The organism is Affinundibacterium baiyunense, assembly GCF_018139645.1.
GTDB classification, from domain to species: Bacteria; Pseudomonadota; Gammaproteobacteria; order Burkholderiales; family Burkholderiaceae_D; genus Undibacterium; species Undibacterium baiyunense.
The window spans coordinates 40680-54383 of record NZ_JAGSPM010000002.1 but is presented as its reverse complement, the minus strand read 5'-3'; the positions used below and the strand labels follow the sequence as shown (position 1 = coordinate 54383).

Sequence of the window (13704 nt, the reverse complement as noted above, 5' to 3'; positions counted from 1 at the left end):
TTTAAGTGTAATTAGCAAATCAAAGGTAAAATTCGCAATCGCTTTTTTCGGATTCGATACCTGAGTTGATGCGAGAGCTGAATTTGTAATTTCATTTTCACGCTTTGTTCGACTCAAAATGCTGGAAGTATTGTTTTACTTAAAATCACTGCAGCCTATGCTGCTTTATAAAAATTTCGAAAATCATAAAGGAAGACCAAGATGTTGAAGAAATCTCGTTTCGTGATCGGAAGTGCAATGGCAGTATTGGCATTATCCGCATGCTCAAAAGGTACTGACGCTCCAGCCGATGGCGCAAAAAGCGTGATCGCAGCTACCGTCAATGGCAAGCCAATTAGCACAAAACAAGTTGACATGATCATGAAGCAACAAGGGGCACAAGGCATGCCAGACACACCAGAAATGCGCAAAATGGTGATCGACAATTTGGCAATGGCATCTTTGGTTGCACAAGAAGCAGTCAAAAAAGGTTTGGACAAATCAGGCGATGTTGCTGACCAACTCGAAATGATGAAAACCAATGTATTGGCGCAAGGTTATGTTGATGACTACCTCAAAAATAGCCCAGTAACCGACGCAGAATACGCAGCAGAATACGCAAAAATCAAAGAAGCAACGGCAGGTAACGAATACTCTGCACGTCATATCTTGGTGGATAAAGAAGAAGACGCAAAAGCTATCATTGCAAAATTGAAAAAAGATGTTAAACAATTTGCTGGATTGGCAAAAGCACAGTCTAAAGACCCAGGTTCAAAAGACAAAGGCGGTGAATTAGGCTGGTTCGATCCACGCAGCATGGTGCCAGAATTTGGCAATGCCGTATCCAAATTAGAAAAAGGCAAATTCACTGAAGAACCAGTGAAATCTCAATACGGCTACCACGTCATCATCGTTGACGACAGCCGCACAAAAGAAGCGCCAACTTTAGAACAAGTAAAACCACGTTTGACACAACAAATCCAACAACAAAACTTGAAGAAGTTCTTGGATGGTTTGAAAGAAAAAGCGAAGATCGAAATCATCGGCGAAAAAGCAGCATCAGCATCCGCCTCAGCAAGCGCAGCAGCATCCGCTCCAGCGGCAGCAGCACCAGCAGCTAGCAAGTAATTTCGCAGCTAGTTTATAGCTATAAAAAACCGCCTTCGTGGCGGTTTTTTTAATCTGAATTCTGTCTATGCGCATGAACGCTATTAAGGACTTCACTACAAGCTCGGAGCCCCACCCATCTAATTATGGTGAACTTGGCATTTTGAATCAATGGCCATTTTCTATCGATTACGTTGATTGATACTCAAATCTCAAATAGTCAACAAGTCGCATCGCCTCATTAATACCATCGTGAGGAATCAAGAGATAACGCCATTCTTTACCCCCAACAGACTGCGTATACTTAGAAGCCTCTTTACACCATTTCACTGCGGCGGAAGCTTTCGCGAGGACTTCGTCAGACGTTATATCCGCTCGCTTTTTAGTCTCCGCCATCCAGATCGTCGTGTCTGTTTCCACCACAAAGTCGGGAATATATTCCGGCTGCTCATTGCCAAGTTTGTAGTAAATTTGAAATTGCCCTTTAGCTGGTTTAAACCATTTCAAAGCTTCTTTCTCAAGGATGACTGCGAATCTGCGTTCAGTGTCAGAATCAAATTTCTGCAAAGGATACAAGCACCGTTGAAATCCTCCGAAAAGCATTTGCTTAATCTTGCCTAATTCTTCAACTGTTTCTCGATAGTTACGAATAGAATCTCCTTCTATAGCCGTGTAATTACAAGACTTAAGTGCTGAAAAACCTTTGTGTACCTGGGCGACATAATCAGTCGCTTTCTCCCAAAAATGATTCATCATCTCCGCACGAATGAGGCGTGCTAAATCAGCGCCATAGGTATCAAAAATTTCGTGTAATTCTGCTTCTGAATAGTTTTGTTCTTGGTAGCGTGCAACCGCCTGACCAGCAAGGTCGTAGAGCAATTCGGCTTGAGTAAAATAATCGATGTCGTCAAAATCAATTAGTTTTTTAACGATGTAGTCCTCAAATCTTTGCTCTTTGTTCCCGCTCTCGCGGCTCATGGTGAATTGCTGATTGGTGCGTAGTTCTTGCCCAACAATCTCACGTTGTCCCGGCTGAAAGTTCGGCAAAATACCAAGTTGGAAAGGATTAAATCCCGTGGTCACTTCACCAGTCGGTACGACAGTAATTTTAGGAATATCGATGGTTTGTTGAACCACAACTTGCGTTGTTTTTGCGATGACTGCGGATAAATCTAAACTAGGTGATGCTATATCCGCTTCCGCAATGAGATTACCTTGTACTGGTCTAAGTCGCTCGGTGACTTCCGCTAGGATGCTTGCTTGTACGGTAGGCGTAAGCAGCGCATTACTTGTTGGTACTAGTTCACGCTTCACCTCATATTCTTCAATCACCTGCATCACCATCACCGCGGCTTGGCGTTCTTGTGGCGTAGCAAAAACAGAGATTGATGTGCTAAGTGATTGCGCTGAAGTAGTAGCTAGTGTTTGCGGTAGCGGCGACCCCATTTCAACAAGCCCAAGCTGAGCGCGTGCACCTGATGGCACTTGAATACTGACTTTCTTATCATCCGCACTTGGTGCTTCCAAAATCACTTGTTTCAATCGTATAGGTGAATCACCGCGATTAGCTTCGTCGATAATCTCTTGAAACTTATCGTGTGCCACAATATTCAAGCGATCCACCGCCGCGACACCAGTACGTTTCCCATAAGGCAGACGCAAGCCGCGACCAATCGATTGTTCGATCAAGGTACGAGCATTCGCAGCGCGTAAAGGAACGATGGTGTAAAGGTTGGTCACGTCCCAACCTTCTTTCAGCATATTGACGTGGATAACAATTTCAGTAGGCTCGTCCACACTCTCAACCGCCAGCAGCTTAGCAATCATCTCTTCTTCTTCAGCACCCGTGCGGCTAGAATCAACCTGAATCACCTTATTCGCATAACGCCCCTCGTAGAATGCGCTTGACTCAATTAGTGATTTTAATTGCGATGCGTGTGTCGTATCGCGTGCAATCACCAACATAAAGGGCTTCACCACATTGACGCTATTTTCACGCGCATAAGTAAGCAGCTCAACTTTGGTCGATTCGTGCAAACGAATACCATCTTCGAGCTTGATCTTTTCAATTTCCTCTGGCGTATGCGCTCGCGCATCGAAATTACGTTGGGTAACCGCGGCGGGTTCTTTGACAAAACCATCTTCCATCGCCCGCGCTAAAGGGTAATCCATTACCACGTTCTTAAATGGCACTGGGCCACGCGATGATTCCACGAACGGTGTCGCCGTGACTTCTAAGCCAAACAAAGGCTTTAACTCATTAATCGAACGCACGCCAGCGCTAGCGCGATAACGATGCGATTCATCCATTAGCAAAACCAAGTCAGGCAGTGTTGCCAAATGATTGAAATAACTGTCGCCAAGAACTTCCTTCATGCGCTTAATACGCGGTTCCTTTCCACCACGAACTTCAGAATTAATTTTGGAAATATTGAAAATATTGATACGCACATCGTGGGCAAAACCAGAAGGCTGATCTTGCACCACAGCTCCTGTTTGGTCATAGTTATCGCCTGTAATGATCAGCGGCGCTTGTTGTGCAAATTCGGCGATGCCCTTAAACACATACTTAGTCGTATTTGGCGTAAAGTCGCTAATCAGCTTGTTGTAGATCGTTAAATTTGGTGCTAGCACAAAGAAATTATTAATACCATGTGCTAAATGCAGATAAGCGATAAATGCCCCCATTAATCGAGTTTTCCCCACGCCAGTTGCGAGTGAAAAACACAGAGAAGGAAATTCACGTTCAAAATCTTCTAATGTTGGGAATGCCGCTTTTAGCGTACTTAAAATCGCAGCAACATCACGCTCTTGTTCCAGCATCTCGGGCGCCGCCTCTAAGGCTGAAATGAGTTTCGTTAAAGACTCCGCTTGCGGCGGTCGCAAAGATAAACGACCCGTAACATGATTCTGTACTCGTGCATTCATAGTTTTACCCGTCTATTTGTTCTTGTTCTTACTTGTTTTTGCTTTGTCATTTGCCTGCGCCCCGTGTTGCGCCGATGCGCTGCACCGGCTTAGCAATTGCCTCTTCAAAATCGCGCTCAACTTGGCTGGTGCCTGATAGTCTTTGTTGCTCAAACAAAGCGAACTGTGCTTCGGATTTGGCTTGCGCGACTTTTGCCATAACTTTGCCCGCGTGGCTGAGTACCTCGCGGCCTGTCATACGTAAAAAATCATCGAGCCGATTGATCCAGTCTTGCATAGTCATACTTTGCCGCGCTTGTGCTTGTAATTCAGCGACCTCGATGTACGCAGTCACGATGCGGTTCAGCATGCCGAGTTCTTCTTCATTTAAATAATTTTTGGCAATCGAGACATCCGCTTTGCGTACGGGCAAACCTTTTGCCTGTCCTGACCAATTGGTGAGCCCCATATTGTTTTGACCTGCATCAGCTCGGTCTAACACTAATTCTGATGCAGTGTGGCCATGCGCAGCCCAGTGCATCTTGTTTTGAACAGTCGCAAAAAACTTCTGCGCAGCATCGGTACGTGCGTCGTAGTCGATACTCGTCGCAAAAATATCCAGCACCTTACGCCAGAACTCTTTTTCAGAAGAGCGTATATCGCGTATGCGGGCAAGCAGGCGCTCAAAATACTCAGTATCTTCACCAGTCTTAAAGCGCGCGTCGTCCATCGCCACACCTTCGACCAGATAGCTCTTGAGCAACTCAGTCGCCCAGCGCCGAAACTGTGCACCACGGTGTGAACGTACCCGATAACCAACTTGTAGCACCACGTCTAAGTTGTAGTGATCGGTCAGCCGCTCTATATTCCGCGCGCCTTCCAGGGCAACTATTCGGAATTTCCGAATAGTTCGTTCTGCATCCAATTCCCCATCACCATACAGCGTACGTAAGTGACCATTAATGGTCGGCACCGATACTTGATAAAGTTCTGACAATTGCTTTTGGGTAAGCCAAAGCGTACCGTCGGTCAAGCGTATCTGTACTCGGGTTTGTGCATCTTCGGTTTGATACAGCAGAAAATCACCTTGCGCCTTAGGTAATTCGTTCATGCTTTATCCTCCCCAAATAGTGTGGTTTTATCCAAAAATTTCGGATAACCGCATTTTGAGTTCTCTGCGTCATTATTCCTGCCCCTCTTCGGCATCCATGCTAAACAGATCAGGCGTGCTACTCACGGCTTTTTTCGCGCGCGGCTTTGCTTTGACAGTGGCTTGTGGAGCGGGCTCTTCGTTCTGTTCCGCCATCGGCAAATTAGCGACATTCAGGCTGTAGTCATCATGTCCCCATTCACAGCGCGACAACACCATTTTTGGGATTTTCTTTAAGGTGAGATTCGGCCAGCGTTCAGATGCTTTAGCCGCTGTCACGCCATGAAAGGCTGCGCAGCAGACCAGCAGGCTACGTTCAACACCCACTTCATCGGACAAGGCTTGCAACTGTTCTGCTGAGAGATTTTGCGTCGTCACATAAATAAAATCACGCTCGCTAGAATGGCCATGCTGCCACCACGCGGTCTCAGAAGGCGCATAGCTAAAGCCTTCTAATTTCGCTAATGCCTCAGATAATTGCGCCGCATTGTATTCAGGATTAATCACCGGATTGCCCCAGCGGTCGTTGATGATCAAGCTTGGGGCAAGACGGTAGTAACGGAAACCTCCGCCGCCTTGCCATCCAACTGCCTTTGAAATACCACTTTGATCCATTCCATCGATAATTGCCCGCAATCTAGGGATTACGTGGGTGTGACAATGTTCGCCCAACTCAACCATGAGCCACCGGCGTCCCATTTTGTGTGCAACAGCGCCTGTTGTTCCTGACCCGCCGAATGAGTCGAGAACAATATCTCCAGGCTGAGTTGAGAGTTCAAGGCATCTCTTAATTAATGCCTCTGGCTTTTTGCCGTTAGGGAATGAAACGCCGCCTTCGTTGTGAAGGTTGTTTGATAGTAAATCATCCCAAAGGTTGGTTAGAGGCGAAGCTGTGACGGTGACTCCATCAATTACCCGCGTTTTGGACTTGTAAAAAACAAGCTGTTCGCCGCCAAGGAAGTAATAGGCATCTTTTCCTTCTCTTGGTGAACAGAAAACACGTGTTCGGTCTTCAGCTGACTTTTCGAGCGCCTCTCTGGCCGATTCATTAACATCTTTAGCTGCCACCCGTGCAGTGCGAACTATTCGATGAGCATTTGAAACAACAAATTCGGATAATTTGACTTCGAGCTTGTCGGCAAACTTCGCCTTGGCCACGTCCCATGATTCTAGTTTTGCGCTTCGAAGGAATGCTTCACGCAGCCCGATCAGTCTCCAGCCGCTGAAATGATCTTCGAAGTTTTCAATGCACTTTGAATATCGGTCGTCGCGTTCGCCAGGAACAAACACACGATTTGGTGACCATGCGCTTTTGTTCTTGGTGTAGTAGAGCAGGTAGTTGTTAGTTGTTACCAGTCCTGGGTTAATTGCCTTGGGGCCAGATGCGGAACTTTGCTTGAATGTAACAATGCCGATTCGGTTGGCTCGTCCAAATACCTCATCGAGCAATACAATTAGATAGCCAAGTTCATTGTCATCGATGTGAACAAAGAGAGATCCATCGTCAGTCATGAGACGACGAATGACCTCAATACGGTCTCGGATTAAACCCAGCCAGATCGAGTGCTCGTACCCGTCGTCGTAATGCTCAAATGCTTGTTGAGTGTTGAATGGAGGGTCAATGTATACGCACTTGATCTTTCCTGAATATTCCTGCTCCAGCGCCTTCAAGGCCAGCAGGTTGTCACCGAAAATCAACCGGTTGTCAAAGATGTCGTTTTCGGTCACGCGGTGTCTGGCGTGATATGACCGCTCTTGATCTTCGACCAAAATTCGCGGTTCCAGCTTGGGTCGTTTTCCCTTGCCGATCCAGGTTAGTTCTAGTTTTTGTTTGCTCATGGTGATGTCACCTTAGTTCTTGTGCAGGCCAAGCTTGTCAAACAGGATGCGATTGCGACGGTTCGCATCCTTGATAAGTTTGTCGTAGGAGAGAATTTCGATATAGCCGTTGCCAGTCGCCAAAGGTGAGAAATAGCCCTCGTTGTCGGCGGTGCGGTGGTAGCGTCCGAATACCTGTCGATGTAGGGACGGCGTTAAATCAGCAATCAGGTAGCCGGTGTACCGAAGGTTCGCAGGATTGATTTGGCGGCCGTCCACATCGGCGACGCCTCCTTCAGCGATCTCGCGGAACCGCTGAATGATCTGATCTGCCGGGTCCTTGTCATAGTTGTCCCGACCGGGCCGCTTGAACTCAATAATGACCACGCCTCCACCGGGTAGGTTGTCAGGCTCAGCGACACCGATAGGGGTGTCATAGAAGAAGGCAAATATGTCTGGCTCTCGCCCCGACGTGTCATCGAGCCCTGCAACGCTCTTGAGTTTCTTGTCGGATGTGAGCAGCGTGTGATAGCAAAGCCGCTCGTCAATTACCCATAGATTCTGCTGCTCGAAGAAGATGTCCTTCGAAGTCATGCCCATGGGGAAAATCATTTTATGTAAGACCCTTTCGAGAGGGTACTTGTCATCCGTGCGTTTCTTTTTTAGGCTATTGTTGACCAGGTCGAGAATTGTTCGTCGATGCGCGATGTATGCGGCGAGTTGAGCCTTTCCAATCTCGTTCGCCTTTTCGGCAATTTCTTTGAACTTCTCCTGGTACTGTTCGAAGGTCTCAGTTTCAAAAAGCGCTGCGACGTGTTTAGCCTCTTTGCGTACTTCGTCCTCGACGGTTCGCTTCACGTGCAGCATTTCTTCATCGAGCTTTTCGGCGGATAGACCCGGCTGAATCCGCTGCTCAAGAAGTTCTCTGTAGCGAGGATGCGTGAGTGCGCGGTACTCGGGGGCATGCTCGATAAACTTTTCGATCTGGGCACGCTTCTCTTCGTTGGTTGACTTCAGGTCGCCCGAGAGCAAAGGGCGCAATGCGCCTGTGATGCCTTGGTTCAAGGTGCGGCGAGAAACCAGCGTTTGCTCCAGCTCGGGCTCGTCGTCGCTTTGGAAGGCGATGCGCGTGCGCTCTTGGTTGGCATGGTCGTCCAGGTACTCCCCGGTCACCAGTATGATGAGGGTGTAGGGGGACTGCTCGTCATCCAGAAACTTCTCGGGGAGCTCGGGCAGCAGGTCTCGCAGCTTGGTGGTGGTGACTTCTCGCCCGTTGGCGCACAGGTTCAGCTCATGTCGCGAGCGGCCATCACGGTGTCGATAGGCCTGCAAGGCAAACGTGTGGCCGGACACATCGAAGAACTGCTCTTCAATGTGAGTCAGCACCGTGGACTGGAACAGTGCGTGCAGGTCAATCGGCGCGTGACCAGGTGATTCCAGCGTCATCGGCGGGCAAGAGCGAGCCGCAAAGCGGATCAAGAAATGAGCGATCACGCGCTCGGCAATCGTCTCGGGCTGGGTGGGCCACCCAGCGCGGAACTTCTCGTTCATGCCGCGCAGAGAGGTCTGCGTGCCGCATTTCTCGGTGACCTCGGAAGTGACATCCGCGCCCTTCAACTCATCTTCAATGCTGAAGTCGAACTCGCGAAGCAGCGCCTTGCCCTCGCGCTTGAAAACGCTGCGAATGCGGACGGACGAGAACACCTTCAGAAAGGTGAAGCGGCCGACCCCTCGACCACCCAGCTTCACCTTCGACAGGGTGTGGGCCTCCTTGAAGGAGGCCAGGTTCTTGTCGTTGAAGCCAACGCCATCGTCGATGACATCGAAGCCGTCAACGACCAGCGTTCCGTCTCCGCCCTGGTGGACGAGGTCATTGGACGCCACCATCCGTATACGAATCGAGTGGTTGATGAAACCATCTTGGTGCTCTTCAATGGCATCAATAGCGTTGGAAATAGCTTCATACAGAGGCATCATAGCCTTGGCTTGAGAGAGCTCTAGTCTATCCACCAAACCTTTGATATTCGCTTGCACTATTAGTTTCCTCGATGGCTTTGTTGTACTAAGGCCGCCATTAAGCGGTTCTTCACTGTTCCACAGTCGGTCTTATTTTCAAAAACACTGCGAGCTTGCTTATTCCATTGGATAGCTTGTATTACCTGTATCATGCAATTGGCAACAAGATCCACTTCCAAAGATAGTCTATTGTCTTCTTCGCTATTGATGTACAAATCTGATCCATTTTGCAATTGTAGCCTAATGAAGATGATATGCAGAATCATCCAAACACCCTCACGGAGAATCTCTTTTGCAGGCAAAGTTCCAGTAGAGAAGTTGCTCGGATCCGTTTCTGCGCGAGATCTGTCTCGAATCTTTTGAATTACCATCCTCCCAATTTGAGTGATTCGCCACATCTTTTTTGCGGTAAGTGAATCTGGAAATACATGGTCGTACGCATGACGCAATGGGTCGGATGTGGCTACCAATCCATCACGTCCAAAAAGTTTCTTTTTGTCAGACTTTGCTGCAATCAAATAGTCTGGCCAATCGTTCGAAGTTATCGTGCATGCTAAATAGGGTGCAAGCTCTCGCGCGCTAAAGCAAGAATTTAACGATGAAGGATCATCTTGACCATGTTTCACGATGTATTCAATGCCGGCCATTTTTAACGTTTGTTGCCACATTGTCTGCCGCTCATCTAATGCAGCAAAATCTTCCATATCTACCGCATTTTGTCGATTACGAGATTGAGTAACTTGATCCCCAAAACCATCTGGTGTGTTGTCTAAGCATACGAAAGTCGCCATAACTGTCGCTGGCTTCACGTCATAATGAGCTAATGGTTGTCTAGCTATAGCTCCAACCGTTTGTGCACCATTAATAATGGATATGCCACGAACACGGAATTTACCATTTCCTCTGTGCGGATCGCGTGGATGAAGTTCATCTATGGATTGACAGAGGAAAGTAACACCATTGTTGAAATAGAAAAAATGTTCAGCTTCATTTTCTAATGTTTCTGAGAGTCCTTTATTGACCGTAGTGGTCCCTTTGAAGCGACGGATGTTTCTATCAACCAATCTGTCTTGGTAGGCATGCCATAGTTCTGCAAGCCGTTTTGCTTCTATACGCCCATAAAATGCTCTATATGGCTCTTGCGTGTGACCATAGTCTTTTAAAATCAAAGTTTCTTCTATAGTTTGTGCTGAACTGCTATCTAAATGTAGGTCATGAAGTGAAGTTAGACCAAATGCTTGACAGCGTAAGAAAGCAGGTGTCGTTTGATTAAATGCACGCTCAAGATCAGCAAAAAGGTTACGCCTATCATCCGAGATTGCGGTTCCGGTGTAAGCAAGTATGACACGCACTTTACACACCCCGCTGTTTAGGGCAGCAGTGATTTCGCTTCGTCGGCTCTGCAATGCATAATTAAAACGACCCCAATGCCCACAAATGAGATCAGTGACGCCATCGCGGAATTTCGAAACGTCACCAAGATCTGGTTCTCCGGACCCAGAATCTTTGTATTTTGATTGTATTAGCCAAATTGTTTGGTCACTGGTAACAAAAACCGAATCAATTCCATGATCAAGGCCTCCGTCTATACTTGCCGCGACGGCTGCCTCGAGAGAGGCGCCCGCCGCAGTGTTAATTACAAAGGCTGCGATGGCTTTAGACATAAAGTTGGAACGGCGAGATTCCGGTGTAGTCCCTGTCCCTATTATTAGTGAAGAATAGTCCGAATCTAATTTTTGACATAATAGGTCAAGTTCAAGAGGTCGAGTTGGTGCGGAGGACATTACATCAACTCCCACTCAACGTGAAACAAAGTTTGATTTTGAACATTTTGTTTTAAACTATTTTCGAGTTCGTTGATTAAGTCATTCCGTTCCAACTCAATTTCATCCTGACGATCAAAAAGCTCACGTCGAAGTTTTGTTCTTTTTGCTTCAAGCTCGCGTTGTTGTTTTTGCCAAGAGAGTTTTTGATCAAGGGTAAGTGCGCTTGTCGCGGTGCGTCGCACTTCTTTGATTTGTCGATCTATTTCTTTAATCTCTTCTTCGATGCCAAGTTTAAGATCATCTGCCCAAGCATCCAACTTTTGAACTTCTTGTTCGAAGTAAACTAAATTGCGTTGATTGATCTCATCAAGTAAGTTGGCTTGCCGCTCTGATAGATCTTGCTTGAGTGAAGAAGGGGCTGTATTTGATTGAATGGACTCCAGGCTTTTTGCTGGCAGGCGAAGTAGTTTTTCTGGATCATCTTCTTCCAATATTTTTCCATCCGCAGTAACTGCGGCAATGATCAATCGTTGCTCCAAATTGCCGAGCGCTTCAATTGTAATCAGCCGTAACGCCAAGTAACCGCGCTTGCCTCGATACGGTTCAAGCGTGCTGATTTTTGTGCCATACGCCTCGTAATCAAAAATGATTTTGGCTGGGGCTAATATGCGGTTCTTTGCTTGGTTGGTCGCCCATTGTGCGAGAGGGTGATTGATGCGATACAAATGCGAATCACCTGAACGTCTTGGTAGTTCATAACGACCTAACTCAAGCTCGTCAAGGTCGGGGGCTGGTAGGCTATTTAAAACAAAACCGTGCTCGTCAAACTGGGCATGCTCATGCAACTCTGCGCGCGTGAGTTCGAGTAGCATGTGTTCGTATTTTCCGCGAATGGCTTGGCTATCATCCGCGCGAACACGCAATTTTGCTTGGACTTCTTCGTCGAAATTCTCTAATAAGATCTGGCGGGTCTTCACCATAGCCTCGTTGATCTCGCTCGAAAGATCACGTTGCAACTGTTCAAAGCTGGCTTTGATGGCGCTTGGTTCGCGGCAGTTTTGATAGATGTCGGCGATGCGTCTTTCAAAGTCGACACCCGAGCCAATCGCACCAAGCACTTCATCACTGGCGCCGAACACGCCTTCAAATAATTGGAATTTCTGCGCGAGTAATTCATAGACGCGTGCATCCGCCTCGTTACTACGATCTACAAAGTTGACAACGACCACATCAAATTTTTGCCCATAGCGATGACACCGACCAATGCGTTGTTCGATGCGTTGTGGGTTCCATGGCAGATCATAGTTGATGACAAGCGAACAGAACTGCAGGTTAATCCCTTCCGCACCTGCCTCCGTTGCAATCATCACTGTGCCGCGTTCTTTGAAATGTTCTACAAGTGCTGCACGCGTATCAGCGGTTTTTGATCCAGTAATGCGGTCGGTACCTTCGTGCCGTTTAATCCAATCCTTGTAGATTGCTTGCGCGCGTGCATCGCTATTGGTGCCGTTGAAAAGGACAATACCTTCGCCGTAATGTGTGTCTGCGAGGAGTTTGAGCAAATAGTCTTGGGTACGCTTGGACTCGGTGAAGATGATGGCTTTTTTAGGCGCTTCCAGTCGTTCCAATTCTTCGAATGCTCTGCCCAAGGCTGTGAGTAATGCTGTCCCTTTAGCGTTTTCTCGAATATTGCTTGCTAGGTTCTTAAAATGAAGCAGTTCAGAGATTTCACTTGCTACCGCATCGCGCTTCGTAGCATCTAGTTCGTTTGTGTCGTGATCTGTTGTGCCCCATTCATCGGCCGTCTCTTCTAATGACTCGTAATCATTGTCGAGCACTTCAGCAATGTTGGGGATATTCTCGGCCTCGGTGAGCTCAGCTTGCAAGCGGGTCGCCATCGTTTCAAGTGCACCTGCAATTGCATGCGTTGATGAAGCAAGCAGTTTCCACAATACGAGAGAAATAAGTTGTCTTTGCCCATCAGGTAAGGCATTTAGATTCGGCCGGCGCAGATAATCCGCTACTAAACCTGACAACTCTCGTTCTTCCACAGAAGGCGTAAATTCTTGCACGATTGCTCTACGCGCTGTGTAGGGGACGTACTGTTGCACATGACTACGAAGAGTTCGTTTGCAAACATTTTTCAACCTTGCTTGTAATGCGGCGAACGCTTGTTCACGAGGTTGCGCTGTGAATTGCGAACGGAAGCTATCAACATCACCAAATACACGATCGTCAATGATACTAACCAGACCGTATAGCTCTAGTAAGGAATTCTGAAGAGGGGTCGCCGTCAGCAAAACTTTGGAATGGACATGCTCCAATGCTTCTTTCAAAGCTTTGGCAATGACATTGCTAGTTTTGTAGACATTGCGCAGGCGATGAGCTTCATCGAGCACCACCAAGTCCCAGGCGATCGCTTTGAGATCTTTTGCTTTTGATTTGGCGAATTGGTAGGAGCAAATGACAGGGCCTGTTCCTAGGTCAAACGGACTCGTGCGCTTTTCTTTTTTGATTGCGTTATAGCTCTTCGCTTCTAGGATCACCGACTGTAAATTAAACTTATCCTGTAGTTCCTGATGCCATTGCTTGCGAAGATTTGCGGGCGTGATAATCAAGATGCGACGACGACGTTCAGCCCAACGCTGCGAAATGACCAAACCAGCTTCAATCGTTTTTCCGAGGCCAACTTCATCAGCCAAAATCACACCACGCGATAAAGGATTTGAGCAAGCAAAGAGCGCTGCTTCTACCTGATGCGGGTTGAGATCAACTTGGGAATCGACAAGTGTGGATGCGAGTGATTCGACTGAGTCGCCAGCCGTTCTGCGCGTGAGTAGCCATGCGTAATAAAGGCTCTGTTGATGTGTAAGTTTAAAACTCGATGTCAATTGCGGTGCCTCAAGTAGCTCATCAAATTATAGAGCTGCAAATAGTAGCACTTGTTCGTATGTCGACAAA

The 13704-nt window shown here is 47.4% G+C and carries 7 protein-coding genes; 1 reads left to right on the top strand and 6 read right to left on the bottom strand.

What is annotated here, in order from left to right; translation table 11 throughout:
• Window positions 1-201 precede the first annotated feature (201 nt).
• Window positions 202-1107, top strand: a complete 906-nt coding sequence (locus KDM92_RS03500; protein ID WP_189345590.1) for a peptidylprolyl isomerase — start codon at window positions 202-204, stop codon at window positions 1105-1107.
• Window positions 1108-1275: 168 nt separating this feature from the next.
• Here KDM92_RS03500 and KDM92_RS03495 read toward each other — a convergent pair whose 3' ends face one another.
• The 6 genes from KDM92_RS03495 to KDM92_RS03470 all read right to left on the bottom strand — a co-directional run bounded on the left by KDM92_RS03495 (window position 1276) and on the right by KDM92_RS03470 (window position 13634).
• Window positions 1276-4014 carry a DEAD/DEAH box helicase gene (locus tag KDM92_RS03495; protein ID WP_212683036.1) on the bottom strand — a complete coding sequence of 913 codons (2739 nt, stop codon included), beginning with the start codon at window positions 4012-4014 and terminating at the stop codon, window positions 1276-1278.
• Window positions 4015-4060: 46 nt separating this feature from the next.
• Complete coding sequence (locus KDM92_RS03490) at window positions 4061-5104, bottom strand: virulence RhuM family protein (protein WP_212683035.1); 1044 nt, start codon at window positions 5102-5104, stop codon at window positions 4061-4063.
• A gap of 72 nt (window positions 5105-5176) precedes the next feature.
• Complete coding sequence (locus KDM92_RS03485) at window positions 5177-6982, bottom strand: site-specific DNA-methyltransferase (RefSeq protein WP_230408157.1); 1806 nt, start codon at window positions 6980-6982, stop codon at window positions 5177-5179.
• Between the two features lie 12 nt (window positions 6983-6994).
• Window positions 6995-8995, bottom strand: coding sequence for an ATP-binding protein (locus tag KDM92_RS03480; RefSeq protein ID WP_329603122.1), 2001 nt, complete (start codon window positions 8993-8995; stop codon window positions 6995-6997).
• Window positions 8996-8997: 2 nt separating this feature from the next.
• Window positions 8998-10641, bottom strand: a complete 1644-nt coding sequence (locus tag KDM92_RS03475) for an AIPR family protein (protein WP_230408156.1) — start codon at window positions 10639-10641, stop codon at window positions 8998-9000.
• 119 nt (window positions 10642-10760) lie between these two features.
• Entirely contained in the window at window positions 10761-13634 is a 2874-nt protein-coding gene (locus KDM92_RS03470) for an SNF2-related protein (protein WP_212683033.1), read from the bottom strand.
• Window positions 13635-13704: the final 70 nt, after the last annotated feature.

Bases quoted from the DNA above. Each gene is read 5' to 3' on its own strand.
- KDM92_RS03475 (WP_230408156.1), bottom strand. From the start codon at position 10,641: ATGTCTAAAGCCATCGCAGCCTTTGTAATTAACACTGCGGCGGGCGCC.
- KDM92_RS03495 (WP_212683036.1), bottom strand. From the start codon at position 4,014: ATGAATGCACGAGTACAGAATCATGTTACGGGTCGTTTATCTTTGCGA.
- KDM92_RS03500 (WP_189345590.1), top strand. From the start codon at position 202: ATGTTGAAGAAATCTCGTTTCGTGATCGGAAGTGCAATGGCAGTATTG.
- KDM92_RS03485 (WP_230408157.1), bottom strand. From the start codon at position 6,982: ATGAGCAAACAAAAACTAGAACTAACCTGGATCGGCAAGGGAAAACGA.
- KDM92_RS03490 (WP_212683035.1), bottom strand. From the start codon at position 5,104: ATGAACGAATTACCTAAGGCGCAAGGTGATTTTCTGCTGTATCAAACC.